We start from the raw sequence: 26,164 nt of genomic DNA, 5'->3' as shown, positions 1-26,164 counted from the left end.
TTTTTTGTAAGTCAGGGCTCCACGTTCCCTCCTTATGAACGTTCTGTCCCGCTCAAAACCATCATTTGGATTATGAGATGCTCCACGTTAGTATTAGCAATACTATTAATCTGCTGTAACATACTGATAGCAGCAAAAACAAGCGGTCAGGACATCCGCGAAACCACCATTTCAATGGGCCTTTCGGGGAAAAGCCTGGAAACGGCATTGAAGGAGATTGAACAAAAGACCAATTTCCGTTTCGGCTACAGGAAAGCTGAGATAAGCCGGTTTACACATATCCAGCTTCCTGCATCTACCCGCACGGTAGCTTCCACCCTGGATCTTCTGCTTTCAGGTACCGGTCTCACGTATCAACAGAAAGATCATTACATCTTCATTATCCCGGTTATTCCGGCGCCTGTACCGGAGAATACACCACAGCAGCAACAACTGGTGGTCACAGGTACAGTAACCTCTGCAAAGGGTGAAAAACTACCCGGCGTCAGTATCCGGTTAAAAGGCGCTTTAAATGGGACCAATACAGACCAGGAAGGGAAATTCTCTATCCGGGTGGCTGACGAACAAAGCATACTGGTTTTCTCTTTTATCGGCTACATTACCAAAGAAGTACCGGTAGCCGGCCGTCCATCAATAAATGTACAACTGGAAGAAAATACTACTGCCCTTGGTGAAGTAATAGTGGTTGGTTATGGAACACAGCTGAAAGCCACCAGTATAGCGGCGGTATCCACTATGAAAGGGAAAGATTTTGCACAGAAACCGGTAGTGAATCTCACCAATAATCTTGTAGGCCGTATGCCTGGTCTTATCGCCGATCAGGGAAGTGGTGAACCGGGACTGGATGGTTCGAGAATCCGGATCAGAGGTACTTCCACCATTGGCAATGCCAATCCGCTGCTGGTCGTTGATGGTATCTACAGGGACTTCTCAAGGCTGGATCCCGCTACGATTGAAAGCATTACCATATTAAAAGATGCTGCCGCCGTAGCACCGTATGGCCTTGCCGGCGCCAATGGCGTGATCCTGGTCACTACCAAAAAAGGGAAAACCGGCGCTCCTGTGCTATCCTATAATGGCTATGCAGGATTTCAGAATCCTACCAGGATGCCCCGTATGGTGAACTCATACCAGTATGCATTGCTGACCAATGAAGCCAACCGGAACGATAACTTCAACCTATCATTCACAGATGCACAAATAGCCGGATACAAGAAAACAGTGGATGGCGCCGCCGATGCAGACCGCGACAGGTATCCCAACAGCCGGGGATTACGGGATGTGATCCAGCGAAATGCGATACTGACCAACCATAACCTGCAACTATCAGGAGGCTCAGAAAAGATGAAATATTTTGCGGCACTAGGGTATACCAGTCAGGAAGGACAATTCTCAACCACCAACCTGAAAAAATATAATGCACTGGCGAACCTGGACATCGAGGCGGCTAAATACACCCACGTATCCCTCTCTCTCAGTGGCTGGGTGGAAGATCAGAATTACTCCGGATATTCAGATGCTGGCAGCGGCGACCCCAATAACCGGTACGCTTCTGCTGGTGGAGGCATCATGTACCAGGCATTCAGAACACCGCCCACATCGGCCATCTATTATTCCAACGGTTTATGGGGTAGTTACATCACCAATTCACTGGTAGGTACTATTGCACATAGCGGGTATTCCCGTAACGAGAATACACAGATCATGACCACGTTCAGCATTGAACAGCAACTGCCATTCATAAAGGGTTTGAGCATAAAAGGTGTGGCCAGTTACGACCCCTATAATACCTATTCTAAAACATGGAAAACACCTATTCTGACTTACAGCGCAGATTTTACGACAACGCCCTACACCTTCAATCCAACTTATATCGGTCCATCCAAACCAACGCTGAACCTGAGTACCAGTCAGAATAAATCGTTCACCTACCAGGGATACCTGAACTATCACAATACCTTTGGTAAACACGATGTTACTTTCCTGGGTGTATTGGAATCACGGACTCAGAAATACTGGGATCTTTCCGGCGGCAGGATCAATTATCCTATTGATATTGATGAACTGGATCGTGGCGGTACTGCACAGGGTGAACTCTCCAATGGAGGATCATCATCACAGCAAAGACAGATAGGCTATGTATACCGCCTGAGCTATAATTATGATGGTAAGTACCTGGCAGAAGTATCAGGTAGATATGATGGACACTATTACTTCGCTCCTGGTCATAAATATGGTTTCTTCCCCGCATTTTCACTCGGCTGGAATATGGCACGTGAAAACTTCATGAAAGATAATGTGGCCTGGGTAGATGCACTGAAGATAAGAGCTTCCTATGGAGAATCCGGCAACCTGGCCGGAGGTCCTTTTCAATATCTGACAGGCTATTCCATCTATAACAATGCCGCCGTGCTCGATGGCAGGTTAACGGCAGGTATCAGTGAAGTATTGCAGGCTAATACTGCCATTACATGGGAAAGAGCTAAAAAAACCGATGTGGGTATAGATGCTGCTTTGTGGAAGGGTAAACTCAATATAACTGCCGACTACTTCTATGAAAAACGCTCCAACATGCTCGTCCCTCCCACTGTTACTGTACCGGCAGAATATGGTGTAGGTCTTACGGAACAGAATGCAGCCATTATGAGTAACCATGGATTTGAACTGGGCATTGGCACCAGTCATACTTTTTCCAACGGCTTGCGGCTGGACCTGAATGGGAATTTCACCTATGCGCAAAATAAACTGCTGCAGGTATTTGAAACAGATGCGACCTACAATAATCCTAACCGCCGTCAGACAGGACGTGCAAACGGTACACAATTCGGATTGAAAGCGCTTGGTTATTTTACACCAGCCGATTTTAATACAGATGGTTCCCTGAAAACAGGCGTTGCTTCTATTCCGGATGCTCCGGTACGTCCCGGCGATCTGAAATATGCAGACCTGAGTGGCCCCTCTGGTAAACCAGATGGCATTATTGACGATAATGACCAGACAGTGATTGGCAGACCAAACGGTACACCACAGATGATCTTTGGTCTTTCACCCGCCTTATCCTGGAAAGGATTTGATCTCAACCTCCTGTTGCAGGCGGCTACCCAGATCAGCCTTCCTGTAGGAGGTAACCTGGTATTCCCATTTGATCAACAGGGATCCGCAAGTGAACTGTATTACAAAGATCACTGGACGCCGGCCAATACAAGCGCCCTATATCCACGCGTCAGCACACAACCTAAAGACTATAACACAAGGTTTTCTTCCTGGTGGGTAAGAGATGCCTCCTATATCAAACTCAGAAGTGCTGAACTGGGTTATTCCCTGCCTTCAAAACTCACTAAACGGATAGGTATACAACAACTGCGTGTATATGCTGCCGGACAAAACCTGTGGACATGGACACCAAATATGAAAGAGAAGATCGATCCTGAAGCCCGCTCTTCAAACGGACAATATTACTTTCAGCAACAAACTACTTCAGTGGGTCTGAATGTTATCTTCTAAACAAAAATTGAAAGAAAAATGATCACCATAAAACAAAGCTGCCTTATTGCCCTTCTGGGTGTATCGCTAACAGCCTGTAATAAAAACTCCCTGGAAATATCACCAAGAGATCGCGTAGGCGATGATATTGTATGGTCATCAGCGGCCAATGCAGACCTGTTCCTGAACGATGTTTACAACCAGCTTCCGGACATGAATAATGAAACGGAACACCTGGATCAATATACTGACAACTCCGATGTAGGCGTTACCTGGATGCAGGGATATGCCAATATACGTGTGGCCAATGTGACCCCTTCCAACCTGCCCCGCGGCCCCTGGGATATGTGGTATTGGGGAAAAACAGACAACAATGACAGCAGAACCGGCAACTACGAGAAGATCAGAAAATGTAACCTGTTCATAGAAAAAGTAACGGCGTCAAATCTGCCCGACGATTATAAAACAAAAAGGATTGCTGAAGCGCGCTTTCTCCGTACTATGTTCTATCACTGGCTGTGGATGGCCTATGGTGGTGTACCTGTTATCACGAGAACACTGGACAATATCACACAGGGCGACAGCATTTATGTACCAAGGAGCACTGAAGAAGCAACCTTCCAGTTTATTACGAATGAACTGGCGGATATAGCAACTATCTTACCGCCCAATCAGTCGGAACCCGGCAGACCTACGAAAGGTGCAGCACTTACGCTGAAAGGATGGTGTGAACTCTATGAAGCCAGTCCCTTACGCAATTCAGGTAATGCGGCTAGTCCGGGAGGCGACCTGGAAAAATGGAAAAAAGCATCTGCCACCAACAAGGCCGTGATAGACCTGGGTGTGTATGACCTATATCCCGACTTCAGGACTTTATTCCTGAAAACAGCTAACAATAGCCTTGAATCTATTTTTGCCAGACAATATATGCCCGGTAAAGGCGGACAACTGGAGGGTAAAGAAGGCCCTACTATCGTCAATGGAACTGAAGTGGCATGGGGTAACTTCCAGCCCACACAGGAACTGGTAGATGAATTCTCCATGGCCAACGGAAAAGCCATCGGAGAATCCGGCTCCGGTTATGATCCACAGCATCCATATGTGAACAGGGAAAAACGTTTCTACCAGACGATCCTTTTCAACGGATCTCCATGGCAGGGCGATACCATCCGGACAGTAGTGGGCCTGGGACGGAGCACAGAAAATGAAATAGATCTGGGCTATAGCAGCGACGTTACGCATACCGGCTATTATGCCTGCAAAAGGCTGGATGAAAGTATTATCGGAAGCGATAACAGGGCTAACAGCACCTCCTATCAGAACTATATGTTCTTCCGCTATGCAGAAGTACTGCTCAGTTTTGCAGAAGCAGAAAATGAAGTGAATGGCCCTACGCCTGACGTACTGGCTGCAGTGAACAAAGTGCGGACCCGTAATAATAACCTGCCGACTGTAGAAGCTACCTATGGCGCTGTAAATAAGGATAAAATGCGGGAGATCATCCGCCGCGAACGCCGTGTAGAACTGGCATTTGAAGATAAACGCTGGTGGGATGTATTGCGTTGGAAGATTGCTGATAAAATGGTGGATGGTACGCCAGGTGTATTAAACCGTCCGGAAGTTGGTATGGTCATAACATCCAATAATGGGTCACTCGTTTACACACGCACGAATGTGAGCAACCGTTTATTCCTTCCCAAAATGTACCACATGCCTATTCCGCAGAATGTATTGGATCGTAATTACAAGATCCGGGCACAAAACGGAGGTAAGGATGCATGGATAAACGGACAGAATCCAGGGTATTAATCGTACATAAAAACGCAGTCATGAAAACAAAGATCTCTCATCTTCATATATACACATTTCTTCTAGCTGTTGCCTGCATTAGCGCATGCAAAAAAGATGACCATAGCGCCGAAACGGTCTACATGCCGGAAGCCGGGAAAGGCATTGTAAAAAAGGAATTTGCTATTGCAGATACTCCTTTTGTTGTATCCTATAGCGCCGTATTAACAGGAACAGATTATGCTACTGTATCGGGCATAAACGCTGCTAACGAGATTACAATACATTTCAAGGCAGACACTTCTCTTGTGGCAAAGTTCAATGAAGAAAACGGTACCAGTTACCCTTTACTGCCGGCAGGCAGCTACGAGCTGCAGGCCAGCGCCACCATCGCGAAAGGAGCTGCCGGTACCGGCAACCTGTCCCTTAAAATAATTGCAAAGGATAAAATAAATCCGTTCCAGGATTATATGATTCCCGTAAGCATAGAAAGCATTACCGGGGCGGCAGGAAGTGGCTATCAGCAAACCACCTATTTTGTTGTAAATGGTACGGCCGATCTGGCGAGTATGCAACCTTACGATGAAAGTGGATGGAGCATTGCGGGGTTTTCTACCGAAGAACCTGCAGAAGGTGGAGGCAACGGCCTTGCTAAGGCAGCTATTGACGAAGATCCTTCTACTTTCTGGAATTCAAAATGGTCTGGTGGTGAACCCGGACCGCCACATTATATTATCATTGATATGGGTGAAATAAAACCGGTACATGGCATAGGCATTATGGACCGTTATTTTGAAGGCGACTGGCAAACAGAGGGCCATGGACAACCTCAGGATGTTACGGTGTCTGTAAGTGCTGATAATGTTACATGGGATGATGTTGCCAGTATCAAAGATATTCCACACGATGCCGGCCAGCCCTGGTATAGATACTTTGTGTCTACATTAAAAGAGGCGAGGTACGTGAAGGTCACCGTAACAAAAGTATACGCCACATCCAGTACCAATATTGCAGAAATACAAATATTCTAAACCCAAGGAACATGAAGAAAAAACTTGTTTGCACGCTGCTGATTGCGGCGGGTATCGGATGTTTTGGATGTAGTAAAAGCAGTAATCAATCACCAGCTATTACAGGCACTCCTATAGATGCCTCAAAGACCGATACAGTCAAAAACACCCAGATACTCAGCAAAGGTGTACTGCACCAGAAAGGGACTGCATTGAAATCTCTTTGTGTGATCAGCGGCAACAATCTTTCCGCTGAAGAGAAAGTATTGGTCGCTACTTTACAGGGACTTGTTGCTAAAACTTCTGCCGATCAGATATACATTGACGAAGGAGGTCCCTCTGCTGTATGGACCAATTACATGAGCAGCAAATATGGCATTACACTCACCAACTATTCTTCCTGGGCAGATCTCGTAAATCACTTTAAGTCGAAAATAAGTGGGTATGTGTTGTACAACCGTGCAAGCAATCAAAGATCGCTGACAGCAGCCACCTCTCTGTGTGGCCCCATGAATGCGATTGCTGTGGATGCAAGCCTGGAAACAGCACTGCGTGCGGCAGGTATTACCACCCGCAAAGCAGATGTACGTACACGCGATGAGAAATGGGTGTACAGCAATTATCCGAAGGCTTTTAGCAATGCCCTCGCAGCTGAACTGACACCGACTATCAATCATCACCTGCGCGATTACATTACACTCACCAACGCATTTACTTTCTATGACGGAGAAACATCCTGGCGCCAAACGGTGCTGAAGCACCTTGACCCCGAAGCTTTCTGTTTCGGATATGGACAGGAAGAATTCTCTATGGTATCTAATGCCGCCCAGGCGGGGGTTGTAATGCTTCCCACAGACCTCGCCGCTAACCTCGCTCCGCTAAACAGTATATACGACAACACTGCTATCCGGCAGCAAACACCGGCAACCCCTGCTACAGAAAGCAATGTACATTATGTAACATTCCTGGTAAGCGATGGCGATAACATCGCATATGACCTCTGGTCCTTGCAGCATTATTTCAGTAACCCGATCCGCGGTTCCTTTAATATGGGATATACGATCAGTCCTTCCCTGGTGGACCTTGCGCCCGCTGCATTACGCTGGTATTATGAAAATGCATCTGGCAAAGATCGCTTTGTAGCCGGTCCCAGCGGAAGTGGTTACACCTTTCCCAGTAAAATGCCGGCTGCCGCTCTTGATAAATACCTCAACAGGTTGAATACATTCATGGGAAAGGCGGACCTCAATATTGTGAACATACTGGACCAGGGCGCTATCGGGCGCATGGATCTCTGGAATAAATATTTATCTCAAAGCAATATAGACGGATTGATCTATACGGGGTATGGAGAAGCGCCAAATGGAAGCATTCAGTTTGCAGATAATGGTAAACCTGTGATAGAAGCGAGAGACAATCTCTGGGCAGGACTGGAAGAAGAGGCCACCGTGATCAGCAATATCAACGCCCGGCCGGCAGATCCTTCCAGCGCATCGGGTTATACGCTGGTGTTTGTCCATACCTGGACAAAAGATCTCGCCAGTATCAAAACAGTCGTAGACGGTTTAAATCCTAATATACGCGTAGTAACACCGGATGTTTTTGTAAAACTGGTGAAAGCGAATCTTGGAGGTAAATAGTTGTTGTTAGAATCTACCACAAGCACGGGGCTCCTGACGAGCCTGATCGTGGAGGTATTCAGTTGACTCGCAGAAGTCTCGTGTGAAATGGTAATTCCAGCCAAGCTGACCAGGCATATTAATTGTAAACATAAAAACAGGAAATGGGTCTCAAAACATTTGGTATTACAGCATGCCTGCTGGCAGCAGGTCATGCCACTATCCATGCGCAAAGTCATGACTGGGAGAACGAACAGGTATCAGGCATTAACAAGGAAGCGGCTCGTACCATCTGTATTCCTTATGCCAGTAAAGAACAGGCATTAAAAGATGTACCATCAACATCACCCTGGTATATTACATTAGACGGAACCTGGAAATTTCATTGGGTAAAACAGCCTTCTGAAAGGCCGCTCAATTTCTACAGAACGGATTTTGATGCCACTCAATGGGCCACCATTCCCGTACCTTCCAATATGGAAATGCAGGGCTATGGTACACCCATTTATACGAACATCGAATATCCTTTTAAAGTGGATCCTCCCCGGGTAATGGGCGCAGTACCTTCCGACTGGACAACGGCGAAAGAACCCAATCCGGTAGGATCTTACCGGAGGGATTTTGAAATTCCGGCTAACTGGAACGGGAAAGAAGTATTTATCCATTTTGACGGCGTTATCAGTGCAATGTATGTGTGGGTAAACGGACAAAAGGTAGGCTATAGCGAGAGCAGTTTTAACCCGGCAGAGTTTGATGTCACAAAATATATCAAACCCGGGAAGAACCTGGTAGCCGTGGAAGTATACAAATGGAGTGACGGCAGTTACCTGGAAGATCAGGACATGTTCCGCTTCAGCGGCATCCACAGAAGTGTCTATCTCTATGCGAAACCTAAGGTACATATACAGGACTATTTCCTGCAATCAGACCTTGCAGCTGATTTTAAATCAGCTGTCTTTTTTGCAAAAACAGATATAAAGAATGATGGCAATGCCGCTGTTTCTGCGGCCACAGTCAGCGTTGATGTATATGACCCCGCCGGCAAATTGTGCAACAGTATCAATCAGCCTGTAGCAGCACTGAAAGGCTTATCGGCTCAAACATATACACTAAAGTCTGATATCAGGCAACCCGCATTATGGACAGCCGAAACGCCCAATCTTTACACCGTATTGCTAACGCTGAAAGATAAACAGGGGCAGGTACTGGAAACACTTTCATCTAAATTCGGTTTCAGAAAAGTAGAAATAAAAGACAGTCGCCTCTGGGTGAATGGTGAACCTGTATTACTGAAAGGCGTAAACCGCCATGAAGTACACCCTGCTTATGGCAAGGCAGTACCAAGGGCAACCATGATACGGGATATCACCCTGATGAAACAATGTAATATCAATACGGTACGTACCTGCCACTATCCCAATGATCCATTGTGGTATCAACTCTGTGATGAATACGGTTTGTATGTAGTAGATGAAGCGAACCTGGAAACACATGGTATGGGTGATAAGCTGACCAAAGACCCTGCATGGAAAAAAGCTTATGTTGACAGGCAGGTACGCCTGGTAGAAAGGGACAAGAACCATCCTTCTGTCATTATCTGGTCTATGGGCAACGAATCATGGGGAGGTGAGAACTTTGTGGCAGGCAAAGCTGCCATACTGGCTATAGATAGCTCCCGGCCGATCCATTATGAAGGATATAACGACATCGCAGACATTGAATCTACCATGTATCCATCAGTGAACACGCTGATAGCTGAAGGAGAAAAAACATCGCCCAAACCCTTCTTTATGTGCGAATATGAGCATGTGATGGGGAACTCAGGCGGTAACCTGCAGGAATACTGGGACGCTATCGAATCACATAAGCGCCTTATTGGCGGTTGTATCTGGGAATGGGTAGACCAGGGCGTTAACAAACGGATTCCCGGCGATACAACAGGTAAAACATTTATTGCCTACGGTGGTGATTTTGGCGATAAACCGAATGACGGTACTTTCAGCATTAAAGGGCTTACCACTTCAGACAGGCAGTTTACGCCTAAAATGGAAGATGTCAGAAAAGTATACCAGTATGTAAAGATCAGCATGGCAGACGGACAAACAGGTCGTGTTGCCATCAGGAATAAATATGATTTTCTGAACCTCGATGCCTTCGACTGCACCTGGAGCTTATCTGAAAATGGCAGGGTGATACAATCGGGTACATTAGCGCCGGTACATTTGTCGCCCAATGATTCCACCATTGTGACCATCCCCTGGCAAAAGCCTGTGTTGACACCCGGCGCTGAATATTGGCTGAGGGTAGCATTCCGGCTACGTGAGGATGCCTTGTGGGGCAAACAAGGAACAGAGGTGGCGCATGAACAAATGAAAGTTCCTTTCAATACCGTTCCTAAAGCAGCGATCAACGTGGCGGAGTTGCCCGATTTAGATCTGCAACAGAACGGTACAACGGTACAGATAATCGGGAAAGATTATTCCATTTCATTCGATAAATCAACCGGCAATATCAGTGCTCTTCAATATGGCGATCGTCTTATCATTAACGGTGCACAAAATGGGCCAGTGTTTAACCTGTATCGCGCAAGACTGGATAACGACCGCACCAAAGAAAGAGGTCCTGCCATTGAATGGATGCAGGCCGGTTATGACAGTCTGCAATATACATTGAACAGCTTTGCAGTAAAACCACTTGACAGCAAGACCGTCGAAGTTACAACTATTACTACCGCCGCTACACGCTCAGGTTTCAAGGTAGCTACACACATGAAGTATACCGTATACGGAAATGGTTTCATTCACGTGAAGGCAGACTTTACTCCTGACACCAGTGGTTTGCCTATTCCCCGTCTCGGATTACGTATGACATTGAACCCCGGGCTGGAAAATGTTGAATGGTATGGCCGTGGTCCTTTTGAAAATTATGCAGACAGAAAAACGGCTGCCGATATAGGGCAATACCAACGTACGGTTGACAATATGCTGGAACAATATGAACGTCCGCAGGGAATGGCCAACCGGGAAGATGTTCGCTGGGTAAAACTGACCGATGCAGATGATAAAGGGATCCTCTTTACAGCAGATGATCAGCTGTGTTTTACAGCATTGCACTATACAGACCAGGACTTATGGGCGGCGCAACACCTGTATGAGTTACGCAGAAGGCCGGAAACCATTCTAAGCCTTGATAAGGCTCAAATGGGCCTTGGAAATGCCAGTTGCGGTCCTATTCCATTACCGCAATATTACATTCCCTTTAAACCGGCAACATTATCATTCAGCATACAACCGTATGCCCCCGTGCATGGTAAATAAAACAAGATCAATTTAATAGCTTTTAATATGAACTTTAAGCAGATTATATTACAATTAGCCACACCCCTGGTTTTTATATCGGCTATAGCTACCTTTCTCCCCTCTCAGGTGAGTGGACAAACAGCCCCGTCTCCGGTAGGCCCGGTACCCAACGCCAGACAGATTGAATGGTACCACCGTGAGATGATAGCTTTCTTTCATTTCGGCATGAATACTTTTACCAATGATAACGAGGGCGATGGAACGGCAAGTCCGCGACTATTTAATCCTACTGCATTAGATTGCAATCAATGGACAGGTGTGCTTAAAAGTGCCGGTATCACAAGCGCTATTTTTGTGGCAAAACATGCAGATGGTTTTTGTAACTGGCCTACCGCCCACACAAACTATTCAGTTAAAAACAGTCCGTGGAAAGAGGGAAAAGGAGATGTTGTCAGGGAATTTACGGATGCCTGTAAATCTGCCGGCATTAAAGCCGGGATATATCTTGGACCACATGACAGACATGATTCCAGATACGGAACAGATGATTACAGTGATTACTATGCCAGTCAATTGTCAGAGTTATTGAGGAATTACGGCCCGATCTGGGAAATATGGTGGGATGGAGCAGGTGCTGATAAACTCACTACTGCTTACTATACACGATGGGCGGATTCCGTTCGCCGTTTACAACCCAATTGCGTTGTCTTTGGAACAAAAAACTCCAATGCCTTTGCCGATTGCCGCTGGATGGGAAATGAATCAGGAATAGCCGGTGATCCATGCTGGTCAACGATTAATTTATCCTCCATAAAGAATGAATCCGATAATATTCCTGCATTAAATCATGGAGAGATAAATGGAGCAGCTTATGTGCCTGCCGAAGTGGATGTTTCCATTCGTCCGAGTTGGTTTTATCATCCGGAGGAAGATACACAAGTAAAAAGTGTTGCTACACTATGGGATATTTACTTTAATTCCGTAGGCCACAATAGTGTGTTGCTACTGAACTACCCGCCCAATAAGGAAGGATTGATCTCTCCTGTTGATGCTAAAAGAAGTGATAGCCTGGGAGCAATGATCAGGGGTACTTTTAAAACCAATCTGGCCAGTGGCGCTACTATTAAGACGCTTCATCCGCGTGGTGAAAATTATAAACCATCTAACATGGTGGATAACCTTGAGAACACTTATTATGCAACGGCAGATGGCGCTAAAACCGACACAATAGTTTTCAATCTTAGGGCTGCAAAGACATTTGATGTGCTGATGCTGCAGGAAGTGATTGAGTTGGGACATCGTACTACCGGATGGTCTGTAGAATACTCAAACAATGGTAAAAACTGGGTCCCTATTCCTGAGGCAACAGGAAAGCAGTCAATCGGTTATAAATGGCTTGTCAAGTTCAAACCTGTAACAGCTTCACAGATACGGCTACGGATTACTGAAGGCAAGGCATGTGCAGCCATTCATACTTTTGGTATCTATAAGCAACAAATGTTGAAACAGGATTTATAGCTACGGCAAAAGTTGATCCATATCCTACATTTTTGAATAGGATTTTTTGCTCTATCAATATGGTGAAAGCATCCGGGGGACGTTCCCCGGATGCTTTCAATATACCGCACTCAAACCTCTGCTATGTTGCTGTATTCCTGACGCAAAGAACCCTCCGCACTCCTCCTTTACGACACACTTCCCACACTCATCATGATAAACATTCTTCCAGTCCGATATTGATTTCCTCGCATACCGCCATAGTTCCCGGGGCAGCACACATAGCTGGGAATTGTAAATAGAGACGTTCATACCCATATCTCCCAGATAAGTAACCGCGTCCGTTAGCGCTGTGCTATAATCCAACGGATCTATCCAGAGCTTCTGAATGTTATGTGGCGTATATCCCTGATGTTCCAGCCCCATAAACGTCACATGTTCTGCAAAGGGCAGGTTCTTGTAAATGAATCTGGATAATTGTCTAAGCCGGGGAATGGTTTGTTTATGAAGCACTATCCTCAATTCTACACGAACATTATTCCTGGCCAGGTGGTATAAACCCTTTACTGTCTGACAGAAAGCATCCAGGGGATTTTTCCGGTATTTTGGCAGCGTCTGTCCCCAGGTACTCCAGCAACCCTATCTGGCCCCTCTATGCTGTTCCCCTCCTGCGCCCTCTCAAAACTATTAAACCTTATAACCTCAATCTTCCGTAACTTTATATTACATATACCCCCAAACCATGGCAACAACCAACGCAACCATCCTGATCCCGGATATCAGCGGGTTTACTGAGTTCATGACAACTACTGAACTCAACCATAGCACACTTGCCATTAACATGCTTATAGATGCGATGATTAAAGCTATTGGCGACGAATATGAGGTAGCCGAGATCGAAGGCGATGCCGTTTTGCTGGTCAGAAAAGGAGCTGCGCCCTCCCGGGAAGAGATAATGAAAACCTGCATGAACATCTTCAATGCTTTTCATTACCAGCGAAAATGGATGCAGCAACATATGGTTTGTCCCTGTGGGGCCTGCCAGGCTATTAATAATCTCACCCTGAAGTTTGTAGTGCATCATGGCCCTGTAGCTGAAATAACAGTCGGACGTTTTGTAAAACAATCGGGTCCTGAAATGATCATCGCACATCGTTTACTGAAAAATAGTATTGACAGCAACGAATACCTCCTGATTACAGAAAAACTTTTCGAAGAGGTGGATGGCGCATCTGAACAGGATGAACTGGAATGGCTTAGTTCATCAGAAGAATATCCTTCTATCGGCAGGGTTGACTATCGCTTCGCATTGCTTAACAAAGCCCGGGAAAAAGTGCCGGAATTACCCGGCTTGCAAAACGATTATTGCATCGATAACACCTGTTATGTAGAAAAACCAATACCAGCCAACTTTCGTGATGTGTATATGGTAGTAATGAATATTCCGGGCCGGGCTGAATGGATGCCGGGCTTACTTAAAGTAGAGCAGGATATACCTGCGGTGTTTATTGGAAGTATTCATTACTGTACATTTGAGACCTATCAAGCTATTATATCCCCGCTACGGATGACGTTGTCTGACGAGCAGATCTTCTATGCCGAAAGCTGCAACATTCCGGAGATGGCTCTCTCTCTGGTCTACGAATTTGTATTTAACAAACTAAGCGAGACGTCCTGCTTTTTTGCGTGCCGTTTTTTGAATAACGGGCCATCTCCGGTCCCGGAAGAAATGCAGCAATATTTACTACAAAACATGCAGGGTCTGACGGAAAAATTGTCAACCTATTGTACCAAAATGGAAGGCACTTTCTTTTGAATGCTGCATTACATTCACCTGGTTTTTAGCTACCGCGCCTGATATTGAAGATCTACGGGAATCGGAATAGGTTGTTTAGTATTCAGTATACCTGGGGTAAGATAGGATAGCTTTAATTTAAAGTCTTCATTCTTATGCAGGTATTCCAACCGAAAAGGATAATATCCTTTTTTCAGCGGTAATATGTATGAATACGTCCGGTTGCTGTAAGAACCTTCCCATTGTATCAGTAACTGATTGTCCAGGTAGAGTTTTGAATCTTTATCAGCATCCAGAACAAAAATATAATAGCCATCTTCCTTTGTCTGCAATAGTCCGTCAATAACCAAGGCGAAATCATTCTTCCGTGGCAGCTTATCTATATCGAAATCTGCGGTTGTGATCCCCTCCTGCTGCGGTTTCAGGCGCTTAAAGTTCGTAGTACTGTCCCATTTCCCTTCATAATAAGCATAATGAAAACCGCCTGCCTGTATATTCTTCTGCTTTGAGACAGGGCTTAAAGTTTTTTCAACTATGAAATCACCGCTTTTCATTTTATCATAACGCGAGCGGTTGGTGAACTGCTTCACAGTGATCTTTGTGGCATCAGCTATATTGATCTCAGGCTGCACCTTTGCAGACGAGCTGGTAGGCGGGGTTCCATCAAGCGTGTAATAAGCTTTTGTTGTATCACCAAAGTACCATACTTTCAGCGGCTTGTCTTTCGAAACGATACCATTCATAGGGTGAAACTCAATTTGACCATTATGCCATCCATAAGAAAACTTCAATCCGTCATATATACTTTTCAGCCTTACGGAGCTATGTGTTTCATCAGGGTAATTAATATGTTTCCAGGTCAACCCTACAGGAGCCATTTTATTAAGAACGGTATCCATGGAAGCAATCCTCATGGATTCACCTTCCTTCCCTTCCCTGCCGCTGATGAATAGCGTGGTATTTAAACCGGCTAATGCAGGCAACTTACCAGGTGCGATCTTTTGTATATAACTGTCATCCCACCAAAGACTGGGATCAACGGCGATGTATGATTTAAAAGTTTTGGGCTCATTCAACAGTGCATTGATAACAAACAGGCCGCCTAGTGAATGTCCCCACAGTGTATTATCGCCGTCAGACGGGTATTCTTTGTTGATATAAGGTATCAGTTCATCTTTAATAAAACCAAGGAATTTAGCCGCTCCCCCAGAGGTTTTCCAGTCATTCATATGAGTGGGCGTAAGATCTTTGCTACGATCGATACCCAGTATGCTTACAATTATTGTTGGCGGCATATAACCCTCACCTTCCAGAAATTGTTGCACCTTGTTTATTAAACCTGTGTTCCAGTTACCACCATCAAGCACATACAGCACATCATATTTAGCAGTGCTTCCCGCCTTATAGCCTTGAGGTACGAATACCTGTAAAAACCGTTTCTCTTTTAGTATATCTGAATTTATAGAGTCGAGTTTTCCTATATCGAACACTCGCCTGACGGTATCCTGTGCCTTTACTACGTTTCCCTTACCGCCGATGATGGCTATAAGTATAACTAAAAGGATAAATTTAATTTTCATTGGGATGTATAGTTTGATGATTAATGGTATTCGATAATAAATTAGCATTGATATCCCCATTTCTATTTCTCACAGGCTGTAGTGTCCCTGGCGGCCCCCTGAAACAATGTTGACACCAAAATAGAGAATTATATACATTCTCCCACCACTCAAAAAAAATATTCTCTTCTACATTTTTTTTGCCATATCTTAATCGGTCACAGGTCTATCATTATAACAATGTGTACAACTGACAATCATTGCTTCCTTTTATGAAAAAACTACATGCTTTAAAAGATCCTATTCTGGCAACATTACTCTTTTCCGCGGCCTGCCTTCCTGCCTGTAAACAGGATTCCGGCCCGGCGGATAAGCGTATCAAGCGGATGGACAGCACTCTTACGGCCCATCTGGCAGACTCTATCAGCGCTATAGTGAAGCCTGAACTGGCGGATAATCTTTCCCTTACCCTATGGGGTATCGACTCACTGGTGATATCTCCTATTGCTATTGATATAGACGACCAGGGAAGAGTGTATTACACCACCACAGACCGGCAAAAGCATTCTGAATTTGACATACGCGGGCACCGGGACTGGGAAATACCATCCATCAGCCTGCAAACGGTAGAAGATCGCCGTGCCTTCCTGCATAAGGAGTTGTCTCCTGAAAACAGCAAGAAGAACGGATGGCTGGAAGACCTGAACGGCGACAGCTCTCACGACTGGCGGGACCTGACCATAGAAAAAGAACACGTATACAGGGTGGATGATATCTCCGGAGATGGTGTAGCAGATCAGACACAATTGGTAGTGGACGACTTTCACGACGAGGTAACAGATGTTGCCGGTGGAGTACTGAGCGATGGCGAGGACCTGTACCTGGCTGTAGCGCCGGACCTCTGGCGTATAAGGGATAAGAACCATGACGGCATTGCAGACGAAAAAACATCCATCTCCCATGGATACGGCATCCACGTGGGCTTCAGCGGCCATGGTATGTCTGGCGTGGAAATGGGCCCTGATGGGCGCATTTACTGGCAGATAGGTGATATTGGCTTTAATGGTAAAGGCCCCGACGGACAACAATGGTCCTTCCCGAACTGTGGGGTACTGGCCCGTTCCAACCCTGATGGCAGCGACTTTGAGATATATGCCTATGGCATCCGTAATACACATGAATTTGCCTTTGACGAATATGGCAATATCATCAGCGAAGACAATGACGGCGATCATCCCGGTGAAAGCGAGCGCCTGGTATATCTCGTGAATGGTGGTGACCAGGGCTGGCGCAGCAACTGGCAATATGGGAAATACCGCGACCAGGATAATAACGGTTACAAGGTATGGATGGATGAAAAGATGTACACACCCCGTTTTGAAGGTCAGGCCGCTTATATCACTCCCTGTATCAGCAACTTCGTAAATGGTCCTGCGGGTTTTGTATACAATCCGGGTACAGCATTAGGTCCTGCTTACAAGAATACTTTCTTTGTAGCGGAGTTTGTGGGCAATCCTTCCAACTCCGGCATACATGCATTTAAGTTAAATCCTAAAGGAGCCACCTTCGAGCTGGGCGAACATAAGAAAGTGCTGGGCGGTATACTGGCCACCGGCATTGACTTTGGACCAGATGGAGCGCTATATGTGGCCGACTGGATAGATGGCTGGGATACGCATAACTACGGCCGTATCTGGAAGCTGGATGATAAAAGCCAAGCCGCCACAGCAGAACGAAAAACTACCAAATCCTTACTGGCGGAAGATTTCAGCAAACGTAAGGAAACAGAACTGGCTGATCTGCTGAAAAATCCTGATATGCGTGTACGCATGAAAGCCCAGTTTGAGCTGGTGAAACGTAAAGACAAAGGCGCACCGCTGTTCGAACAGGCATTAAAACAAACAGATAGCCAGCTGGCAAGAGTGCACGCTATATGGGGACTGAGCCAGCTTGCCCGCCAGGATAAACAATATGCTAAAGCATTACTGCCCCTGTTAAAGGATAATGACCCTGAAATACGGGCCCAGGCGGCCAAATGGCTGGGCGATATCCGCTATAAGGAAGCAGGAGCTGCCCTGGTACCTGTGTTGAAGGACACAGCCAGCCGCGCACGTTTCTTTGCTGCGGAAGCTTTGGGCAGGATACAGTACGCTCCTGCAGTACAACCATTGATCGCCTTCCTGGAAGCGAATAATGATGTAGACGCCTACCAACGGCATGCCGGCGCCCTGGCGCTGTCCCGCATAGGTCAGGCGGAACCACTGATTGCATTAGCAAACAGCCCTTCCCGTGCTTTGCGTATTGCCGCCGTAGTGGCGCTGAGGAGGATGAGCCATCCTGGCATCGCGGCATTCCTTAATGATAAAGATGAATTTGTAGTAACAGAAACAGCCCGCGCCATCAATGACGACCTCTCCGTTAAAGAGGCATTACCCGCCCTGGCCAATCTGCTTGGTACTACAACGTTTAAAAATGAAGCCCTGATCCGCCGCGCTATCAATGCTAACCTGCGGGTGGGCACGGACGCCGCCATGCATAACCTGGTGGCTTATGCGCAAAAAGCAGGCAGTCCGGCGCCTATGCGGGCAGAAGCGATAGACGCTTTAAGCGTATGGGCTAAACCATCTGTGCTGGACCGTGTTGACGGCAGGCTACGTGGAGAAGTAAAGAGGAACCCGGCGCCTGTAGTGAGTCTTTCTACTACACCACTCACCGCCCTGTTAAAGGATAAGGAGCTGCCCGTGCGCATCAGCGCAGCCAAAGCCATTGCCAAACTGCAGATCAAACAGGCAGGTCCTCAGCTGCTCGCTGCCGTAAAAACAGACAAGGATGCAGATATGCGGGCAGCCGCATTGGAAACACTGGTAGCCTTACAGGATGCCGGTGTAGAGCAAGGTATCACCGCTGCATTAGCTGACCGGGAAAAGTCAGTACGCGTAACCGGTCTGGACCTGCTGGGGAAAATGCATTTATCCGAAAATGTAATGGTAAACCTGCTCACAGGAGTAATTGCCAACAAGACCATGGAGGAAAAACAGGCAGCCCTGCTGACGCTGGGCAAACTGCCGTCACAGTATACAGAAAAGCCGCTGAACGACCTGCTCGACAAGATGGCTGCCGGTCAGCTGGATCCGGACATCTATCTTGAACTGGGCGAAGCGATCGACAGCAGCCGCTCCAGCCAGTTGGCGGACCGTTACAAAGCGGTGAACAGTAAACTGTCGTCCAACGATATGATGGCAACCTACCGCAGCTGCCTGTTGGGTGGTGATCCAGGACGTGGCAGACAAATATTTTTCCATAACGAAAACGCTCAGTGTATGCGCTGCCACTCTTATGATGACCGTGGCGGTACAGCAGGCCCACGATTAAACGGTGTTGCCGGCCGCATTACAAGGGAACAGATACTCCAGGCGCTTATCACCCCCAGCGCCCGCCTGGCGCCCGGATTTGGTATGGTGACGCTGGAACTGAAAGATGGTAAAAAGGTGAATGGCATTCTGCAGGGAGAGACTAAAACCGGGATAACGATCAAAGAAGGAAATGCCGAACGCACTATTGCAGCAGACCAGATCACGCACAAACAGTACGCGCAATCCAGCATGCCGGATATGACACAGATCCTGTCCAAAAAAGAAATAAGAGATGTAGTGAGCTTTTTAGCGGAACAGAAAACGGATAATTAACACCCATTTTTAGCGATATACAGAATTGGCTGCATCAGATATTTTGATGCAGCCATTTTTTATTCATTTAATTATTGATGTCACCACTGAGCAGCGCGTCCTAAAACAGCAGAAAAAATTTGGACCCATCAAACATCGTAAATCTTTTTACCAATCGGAAGATTAGGTATTACTAGCCGTAGAGACCACGTTTAGTCCTTATACTCAAGGGAATACATCCTCACAATCTCCCTCACGCACGCCAGATGATGATCATCATGCTCTGCAGTAAAATATGCCAGGTCAATGACCCGCATCGGCGTTTTTAGTCTTGGATGCAGCGCCTTTCTTTCCAGCTGTTCATCCGTCAACGTGAGCAGCTTATTCACCAATGCCTGCCGTTGCTCTCTAAAGCGTTGCAGTAGCGTTACTATTTTCGTGGCATTATGATCAGCATCATGTGTAGCCTGGTTCGTCAGATCCGCAGGCCTTAGTTCAGTCAATCCGTTCACAAAGTCATCTATTCTTCCATACCACAGCGGTTCAATATCACCAAGATGTCCTATCTCTTCTTTAACACTCCATTTGCCACCTGGTTTCATTGTCAGCAGGTCAGGGTCCAGCTGGCCGATTATTTCCTCAACACGCGCAGGAGTTCCGCTGAGACGTTCTATGATGGAGGGCAACAGTCCGTTGTCTTCAATTATAGGAAATGTTCTTTTAAACCATTCAGTTCTTTTCATGGGAATGAATAATAGTCCGTACCAAATGTAGGTAAATTTGGATTGGAAAATAAACAGGCCGCAATTTCTGCGGCCTGTTTAACTCTTATCAGGAGATTTATTGCTGCTTTTCCCCTTACAACCCCAATATATTAATACGCATACCAGCCAATACCTTCATATGTATAGCCAGGTATAAATGAGAGTTCGTTCTGATTCTTTGTGTATAAATGGTCATCAAATGATCCATTGTAATACCTGTGCACCGGCACCGCACCATTAATAGCCGATGGATAAGCATAGAAAGCTATTCCTTCAAGGTTACCCGGCGCAATTTCATTCGGATTGGCAGTATAGAAGTGATCTCCGCTTTGTGGCATATACCAGCGATATATAGGTACTGAATTAGCCACCTGGTCAGGAAATGCAAAGAAGCCAATGCCTTCAAAGATATAGTCAGCGTTAGTTCCGTTGCCCAGCTCATTGATATTGGTTGTATAGAAGTGATCCTGCCATGTAGACCTTGCGTAATACCGGAATACAGGCACCGTTCCTGCTACCGGAGGATTGGCCGGATATAAGAATTGTACAGTCAGTATATCAAAATTGGAAAGCGTAGTAGCCCCAATACCGCATTGTCCGCCATTCATGATAGAGTTAGGATCACCACCTGTAGGCGTACCTAATATATGCATTGCATCGAAATAAGCGCCATTGTCGCTTGCTACGCCGGATTGTGGTTCACCAGGCTGCCAGTTACTATGCCTGAATCCGATACAGTGACCAATTTCATGCGCGATGGTACGTTGCCGCTGGTCAAAAGAATTGCCGGCAATCTGATTAATATTAATTCTTACCAGTGCACCCGGCCGGCCATTCATCGGGAAGTACGCTGCACCGCAAACACCCGATCCCAGATTGGCATTGGTGATGCGGATATGCGCAATACCTGAGAGAGTAGTGATACCAAATTTAACCCTGCAATTGATGACGTTATTCCACATGGCAATAGCGCCGTTAATTTCATTGATATATCCACTCATGGATGCATCAACGTAAATGAAAATATTGGGTTGCACGCTATAGCCCACGTAATTAGCCGTACCGTATTGTTCGGTTTTGGGGCCACCTAAAAGTGAAACATCAGGCTTGCTGTCTTTTGCAAATAGGATATCGCCGTCAACAAGATATTCGTCACCGATATCTTTAATTTCAGTATCACGATACCCTAATTTCTTGATATAACTTAAAACAGGGTTGTTTTGATCGATACCAGGCTGCTCGCGCGCGATATCAGTTTTCTTACAGGAAAATAAAAGAGATGATACTACCGACAGAACAACAAGGTAGCGAAAGAAAAATGCAATTTTTTTCATTCGAGATTAAGATTTAAATGGTTAACGATATATGTGGGATTATTTGGAAAACAATATCTAACAGGAACTTACAGCGAATAATACGGAAGTCGCGTCCCCTCTAAATACATAGGGATGCTCGTAACGGGTTATCATATTATTAAACAGTTTATGCTTAGGGTTTACAAATTAAAGGGTTGACGACCTGGTTATTTTGATTTTGGGTTGCCATTTGCGAAATCAATTTAAGTTTTTTTTGGTAGAAAAATGTATCATAGCTGTATTAGACAAATTTTAGATTGAATACTTTATCTGTATTATTTTTACAGCCATGTATACACAAGTTCCATTATCAAAAGGTATAGATCATCCAGCCTATACACTTTTCTTTTATGATCAGCACATTGTTACTATATCGGTCTACTTATCTTGTCTGGTCCGGTAATAATAGAACAAGTTGGATTGTAAGTTGGATTCTATTAGTTTTACCCTACTCCTGAATGGAGAAAGATTGATAACCTGTTCACATCTATTAGCCATTATAAAATATCATTTATGAAATACAGTAAACTCGGCAATACCGGCCTGGTAGTTTCCAGGCTTTCTTTTGGCGCTATGACCTTTGGCAACGATCCTTCCATTACCTCGGTGTACAAAGTAACACAGGAAGATGCACAGATAATGGTGGATAAGGCACTGGAAGCTGGCATTAATTTCTTTGATACTGCGGATGGTTATTCCGGCGGTCAGTCGGAGGTGATGTTGGGAAAGACCCTGGCTAAACGCCGCCAGGATGTAGTTATCGCTACGAAGGTTGGCTTTAGAACAGGCGAACCTGTTACACAGGCAGGGCTTTCAAGACGACATATCCTTTTCTCCTGCGAACAAAGCCTCAAAAGACTGAACACAGAGTATATTGACCTGTATATCGTGCATAAGGAAGACCCTTATACGCCACTGGAAGAGACATTGGAAACACTGGATATGCTGGTGCGTGCAGGCAAGGTGCGATATATAGGCTTTTCCAACTGGACAGTATGGAAAGCAGCCGTAGCCTACCAGATGCAAAAGGAACGCGGCTGGGCTACCTTCTGTAATGGCCAGATGTATTACTCCCTGTTAGGCCGGGATGTAGAACATGACATCGTTCCTTTTATGCAGCATGCAGGTATAGGAATGACCATCTGGAGTCCACTGGCTGGTGGTTTCCTCAGCGGTAAGTATACACGCGAAGGTGCAAAAGACCAGGATAATCGCCTGTCTGGATTTGACATCTTACCCTTCGACAAGGAAAAAGGCTACGATGTGGTGGATGTATTAAAAGATATCGCTACCGCGCACAATGCTTCCGCCGCACAGGTAGCGCTGTCATGGCTGCTCAGCAAACCAGTGGTATCCAGCATCCTTGTTGGCGCCAGTAAACTCCACCAGCTGGAAAATAATCTGAAAGCCGTAGAGGTAGAACTAAGTGACGCCGAGATCAAAACCCTGGATGATCTGACGCAACCAGGTATTTCATACCCTCATTGGTTTGTGCAGAATCTGGCCGACCAGAAACATAGGGAAGTACTCGGAACAAAATAAAAGCAGGCCTCGTGCCTGCTCTTTCTTTGATTTTCGCGCTATTTTTATTTTATTTCGCATATGAATCAACATATCCTCACTCCCTCACAAGCCAGGAAGATCATCCTCCATGCGGCAGGGCTTTCTAAACGGGCACAGTTTGGGAAGGGGCCTGAGGCAGTCTATAAACTGATTGACCACCTCGGTTTTATCCAGATCGATACCAATTATGTTGTCGAGCGTGCACATCATCATACCATTGCATCGCGTGTACCTGATTACAAGCCCGAATGGCTGGAAGATCTACAGGAAGATGGAAGGATCTTTGAATTCTTCATTTCCGACGCGGGATATATGCCCATGCATGACTTCCGCTTTTCCTTACCAGTAAAGGAAAGCTTTTCTGTGAATGGAAAGCCACTCACGCAAGCCGAAGGCAGTCTCATGAAGAAGATACTGGACAGGATTGAACGGGAAGGCCCATTAACGGTAAAGGATTTTGATAATGACCGGCAGGAAGCCAGCTCTGGCTGGTGGGATTGGCGGCCCTCCAAGATCGCGCTAGAACGCCTGTACATGGAAGGGCAACTAATGTGTACGCGCAATAAAGATTTCCATAAATTATATGACCTACCCATAAATATTATCCCGACAGACATTGAAACCACAATGCCAACACCGGAGGAATTTGCCAGGCATATCATCCTGCGTACCTTACAGGCACTGGGTATCGCGTATGTAAAGGAAATAGCCTGGCGTGCCCGCCGTGTAAAAGATCACTTAGTAAAACAGGAACTGCAGAAACTCGTGGCCGAAGGTGAAATTTGCCAGGTGACGGTCGAAGGGCTTAAAAGTGCTCCCCTCTACATGTTGTCCGGGTACAAAAACAAAAAGATCGGGCTATCTGATGAGGCATTCATTCTTTCGCCCTTCGATGTACTAAACGTTTTCAGACATCGCTTAAGGGACTTCTTTAATTTCGATTATCAGATTGAATGTTTTGTTCCCGAACCCAAACGGAAATACGGATACTTCTCATTACCTATATTGATCGGAGACACCTTTGTAGCCAGGATGGACTCAAAGGCCGACCGGAAACAAAGAACATTGATCATCCACAATCTTCACTTCGAACCGGTGAAGCTAAGCGAGCTAATGTTAGATAAGCTTACTGATGCTATTAAAGCATTTGCCGGCTTCAACCAGTGCAGAGATATTGTCATTAAAAAATCGAACAGTAAAAAGTATGTGAAGGCCATAAAGGATGGGCTGTCGTAAAAAAACTGCCTCCTATCCTATTTCACAACGCATCGTTGAAAGCAGCTTTTTGAAACCAGCTTTTTCATAGGCTTTTACTGCAGCTGCGTTCTCTTCATACACCTCCAGACGCACCTCTCTAATACCCTTTGACAAGACCCATTGCTTGAGCGCTGTAATTAATTGCTGGTTTAGCCCCATGCCTCTGTATTCAGGCATAACATACATAAATCCCAGATGAGCATATTCCTCGTACTTTAAATATGACTTCGCTTTTCGGATGTCGGCATAACCACACCCTACCAGCCTACCATTTCCCTCCAGTACCAGTAATTCAGCATCATCACTTTCCATCAATGCCCGAAGGTCATAATAGATAACTATTCCCTCTTTTATAGTTTCGTCAAAAGGTCTTTCTGCATTCACCAATTGCTGCAGGAAATTATCGAGTACAGGCAGATCATTCAATGTGGCTTTTCTTGTTACTATAGTATCCATATCAATGCGGGCTTCAGAAACGAATTTAGTTCGCGGTTAATAAAAAGATATTGGTCCATCCTTTCATCAATGCCTCATGTCAGAATGGGATCTTATGACTTGTAAAAATAGGGAATTAGATGATCCTTTAGAACACCTGGAGTAATCTACATCTAATGATTAATTGCGTAACTTAGTCTTTGTATGATAGAAATCTTCGACAATATCAGACAACTCTACAACTTCAGCACCCCCTGTCCTGAACTGGAGGCGTATATTGAATTCATTTCCGAATCCTCTTTCGAAGAAACTGCATTACATGCCAATAACAACCCTTTTACCGTAAAAATGTTCCCCAGCTGGACTCCTACTATCTGGATCAATCTGGGTGCTCCATATCGCCTTATAATGGCTAAGGACTACTATCATGTCAACGCTGCCGAAGACGTGCTTATTTTAAGGGATTCGATCACAGAACGCCACAACCTGCCGTCGGACTATATCTTCACGGTAAAGTTTTTCCCCGGCGGACTGGAAGCCGTGCTGGGTATTAACCAGGCACACTTCATTAACAAAGTAGCCCCCTTAAAGGACATCCTGCCGGCGTTGCTTATTCACCAGGTAAAAACCGCCGGATCCTTTGAAGAACGAATGGCCCTGTTGCAGGATTTCTTTTTATTGCAACTTTCAAGACAACAAAAGAAAGACCACTATATACACATCGTAAAGGACAGTATTGATCTGTACGCGGCAAACCGCATGCAATATAATACCAGCGAGATAGCAGAGAAGCTGTTTATTACCTCCAAAACCATCAACCGCTATTTCAATAATATTGTTGGCGTCAGTCCTAAAAAGTACTTCTCCATCCTGCGGGCAAGAGCTGCTTTAACCGCCTATGTAGCCGGTAAGCAAACCTTTTCTCCCTGTCACCACGGCTATCATGATATGAGTCATTTCTATAAGGAAGTGATCAGGTTCACAGGCCAGGGCCTGGCAACACAGCAGTAAAAATGTCCGTTTTTTACCTGGATTAGTTATTCCCGCCATTCTACTTTTGACAAAAAAGCCATTC

Annotated in this window: 16 protein-coding genes; 11 read left to right on the top strand and 5 right to left on the bottom strand. The window is 45.7% G+C overall.

Going from position 1 to position 26,164, the window contains the following annotated elements; translation table 11 throughout:
* The first annotated feature begins 72 nt into the window (after nt 1-72).
* The 6 genes from F3I09_RS29705 (at nt 73) to F3I09_RS29680 (ending at nt 12,717) form a co-directional block, all read left to right on the top strand.
* Complete coding sequence (locus tag F3I09_RS29705; protein WP_188134007.1) at nt 73-3,504, top strand: TonB-dependent receptor; 3,432 nt, start codon at nt 73-75, stop codon at nt 3,502-3,504.
* 18 nt (nt 3,505-3,522) lie between these two features.
* Nucleotides 3,523-5,292 carry a RagB/SusD family nutrient uptake outer membrane protein gene (locus F3I09_RS29700; protein ID WP_149698685.1) on the top strand — a complete coding sequence of 590 codons (1,770 nt, stop codon included), beginning with the start codon at nt 3,523-3,525 and terminating at the stop codon, nt 5,290-5,292.
* A gap of 20 nt (nt 5,293-5,312) precedes the next feature.
* Nucleotides 5,313-6,302 (top strand): BT_3987 domain-containing protein, encoded by a 990-nt coding sequence (locus F3I09_RS29695; protein ID WP_188134006.1) that lies wholly within the window; start codon nt 5,313-5,315, stop codon nt 6,300-6,302.
* An 11-nt stretch (nt 6,303-6,313) separates the two neighbouring features.
* Nucleotides 6,314-7,921 carry a GxGYxYP domain-containing protein gene (locus F3I09_RS29690; RefSeq protein WP_149698683.1) on the top strand — a complete coding sequence of 536 codons (1,608 nt, stop codon included), beginning with the start codon at nt 6,314-6,316 and terminating at the stop codon, nt 7,919-7,921.
* A 143-nt stretch (nt 7,922-8,064) separates the two neighbouring features.
* On the top strand, nt 8,065-11,217 hold the full coding sequence (locus F3I09_RS29685; protein ID WP_149698682.1) for a glycoside hydrolase family 2 TIM barrel-domain containing protein: 3,153 nt from the start codon (nt 8,065-8,067) through the stop codon (nt 11,215-11,217).
* A 27-nt stretch (nt 11,218-11,244) separates the two neighbouring features.
* The gene (locus F3I09_RS29680) at nt 11,245-12,717 is read left to right on the top strand and encodes an alpha-L-fucosidase (RefSeq protein ID WP_149698681.1); all 1,473 of its coding nucleotides are present in this window, start codon (nt 11,245-11,247) and stop codon (nt 12,715-12,717) included.
* 96 nt (nt 12,718-12,813) lie between these two features.
* Here the strand turns inward: F3I09_RS29680 and F3I09_RS29675 are convergent, their stop codons facing one another.
* Nucleotides 12,814-13,209, bottom strand: a complete 396-nt coding sequence (locus F3I09_RS29675) for a hypothetical protein (RefSeq protein WP_149698680.1) — start codon at nt 13,207-13,209, stop codon at nt 12,814-12,816.
* Nucleotides 13,210-13,438: 229 nt separating this feature from the next.
* Here F3I09_RS29675 and F3I09_RS29670 point away from each other — a divergent pair, with 229 nt between their 5' ends.
* A complete protein-coding gene (locus F3I09_RS29670; RefSeq protein ID WP_149698679.1) occupies nt 13,439-14,512 on the top strand; it encodes a DUF2652 domain-containing protein in 1,074 nt (357 codons plus the stop codon).
* A 29-nt stretch (nt 14,513-14,541) separates the two neighbouring features.
* On the opposite strand, the gene F3I09_RS29665 is transcribed toward F3I09_RS29670, so the two are convergent.
* A complete protein-coding gene (locus F3I09_RS29665) occupies nt 14,542-16,071 on the bottom strand; it encodes an alpha/beta hydrolase-fold protein (protein ID WP_188134005.1) in 1,530 nt (509 codons plus the stop codon).
* Between the two features lie 251 nt (nt 16,072-16,322).
* Here F3I09_RS29665 and F3I09_RS29660 point away from each other — a divergent pair, with 251 nt between their 5' ends.
* A complete protein-coding gene (locus F3I09_RS29660; RefSeq protein WP_149698677.1) occupies nt 16,323-19,736 on the top strand; it encodes a HEAT repeat domain-containing protein in 3,414 nt (1,137 codons plus the stop codon).
* Nucleotides 19,737-19,927: 191 nt separating this feature from the next.
* On the opposite strand, the gene F3I09_RS29655 is transcribed toward F3I09_RS29660, so the two are convergent.
* A complete protein-coding gene (locus tag F3I09_RS29655) occupies nt 19,928-20,458 on the bottom strand; it encodes a DinB family protein (protein WP_149698676.1) in 531 nt (176 codons plus the stop codon).
* A gap of 131 nt (nt 20,459-20,589) precedes the next feature.
* On the bottom strand, nt 20,590-21,813 hold the full coding sequence (locus tag F3I09_RS29650; RefSeq protein WP_149698675.1) for a M57 family metalloprotease: 1,224 nt from the start codon (nt 21,811-21,813) through the stop codon (nt 20,590-20,592).
* A 534-nt stretch (nt 21,814-22,347) separates the two neighbouring features.
* Between F3I09_RS29650 and F3I09_RS29645 the strand changes: the two genes are divergently transcribed.
* Nucleotides 22,348-23,376 carry an aldo/keto reductase gene (locus F3I09_RS29645; RefSeq protein WP_149698674.1) on the top strand — a complete coding sequence of 343 codons (1,029 nt, stop codon included), beginning with the start codon at nt 22,348-22,350 and terminating at the stop codon, nt 23,374-23,376.
* Nucleotides 23,377-23,436: 60 nt separating this feature from the next.
* Nucleotides 23,437-24,633 (top strand): winged helix-turn-helix domain-containing protein, encoded by a 1,197-nt coding sequence (locus F3I09_RS29640; RefSeq protein WP_149698673.1) that lies wholly within the window; start codon nt 23,437-23,439, stop codon nt 24,631-24,633.
* Between the two features lie 12 nt (nt 24,634-24,645).
* On the opposite strand, the gene F3I09_RS29635 is transcribed toward F3I09_RS29640, so the two are convergent.
* Nucleotides 24,646-25,110 (bottom strand): GNAT family N-acetyltransferase, encoded by a 465-nt coding sequence (locus F3I09_RS29635; protein ID WP_149698672.1) that lies wholly within the window; start codon nt 25,108-25,110, stop codon nt 24,646-24,648.
* Nucleotides 25,111-25,293: 183 nt separating this feature from the next.
* On the opposite strand from F3I09_RS29635, the gene F3I09_RS29630 reads away from it, so the two are divergent.
* Nucleotides 25,294-26,100, top strand: coding sequence for an AraC family transcriptional regulator (locus F3I09_RS29630; RefSeq protein ID WP_149698671.1), 807 nt, complete (start codon nt 25,294-25,296; stop codon nt 26,098-26,100).
* Nucleotides 26,101-26,164 lie beyond the last annotated feature (64 nt).

The organism is Chitinophaga sp. CF418, assembly GCF_900142925.1.
Classification (GTDB): Bacteria; Bacteroidota; Bacteroidia; order Chitinophagales; family Chitinophagaceae; genus Chitinophaga.
Note: the sequence above shows the minus strand (reverse complement) of the source record. Positions and strands in the feature narration are given on the sequence as shown.

Excerpts from the sequence above, each read along its gene's own strand:
- F3I09_RS29705 (WP_188134007.1), top strand. The coding sequence starts at position 73 with ATGAGATGCTCCACGTTAGTATTAGCAATACTATTAATCTGCTGTAAC.
- F3I09_RS29700 (WP_149698685.1), top strand. The coding sequence starts at position 3,523 with ATGATCACCATAAAACAAAGCTGCCTTATTGCCCTTCTGGGTGTATCG.
- F3I09_RS29695 (WP_188134006.1), top strand. The coding sequence starts at position 5,313 with ATGAAAACAAAGATCTCTCATCTTCATATATACACATTTCTTCTAGCT.
- F3I09_RS29690 (WP_149698683.1), top strand. The coding sequence starts at position 6,314 with ATGAAGAAAAAACTTGTTTGCACGCTGCTGATTGCGGCGGGTATCGGA.
- F3I09_RS29685 (WP_149698682.1), top strand. The coding sequence starts at position 8,065 with ATGGGTCTCAAAACATTTGGTATTACAGCATGCCTGCTGGCAGCAGGT.
- F3I09_RS29680 (WP_149698681.1), top strand. The coding sequence starts at position 11,245 with ATGAACTTTAAGCAGATTATATTACAATTAGCCACACCCCTGGTTTTT.
- F3I09_RS29670 (WP_149698679.1), top strand. The coding sequence starts at position 13,439 with ATGGCAACAACCAACGCAACCATCCTGATCCCGGATATCAGCGGGTTT.
- F3I09_RS29665 (WP_188134005.1), bottom strand. The coding sequence starts at position 16,071 with ATGAAAATTAAATTTATCCTTTTAGTTATACTTATAGCCATCATCGGC.
- F3I09_RS29660 (WP_149698677.1), top strand. The coding sequence starts at position 16,323 with ATGAAAAAACTACATGCTTTAAAAGATCCTATTCTGGCAACATTACTC.
- F3I09_RS29655 (WP_149698676.1), bottom strand. The coding sequence starts at position 20,458 with ATGAAAAGAACTGAATGGTTTAAAAGAACATTTCCTATAATTGAAGAC.
- F3I09_RS29650 (WP_149698675.1), bottom strand. The coding sequence starts at position 21,813 with ATGAAAAAAATTGCATTTTTCTTTCGCTACCTTGTTGTTCTGTCGGTA.
- F3I09_RS29645 (WP_149698674.1), top strand. The coding sequence starts at position 22,348 with ATGAAATACAGTAAACTCGGCAATACCGGCCTGGTAGTTTCCAGGCTT.
- F3I09_RS29640 (WP_149698673.1), top strand. The coding sequence starts at position 23,437 with ATGAATCAACATATCCTCACTCCCTCACAAGCCAGGAAGATCATCCTC.
- F3I09_RS29635 (WP_149698672.1), bottom strand. The coding sequence starts at position 25,110 with ATGGATACTATAGTAACAAGAAAAGCCACATTGAATGATCTGCCTGTA.
- F3I09_RS29630 (WP_149698671.1), top strand. The coding sequence starts at position 25,294 with ATGATAGAAATCTTCGACAATATCAGACAACTCTACAACTTCAGCACC.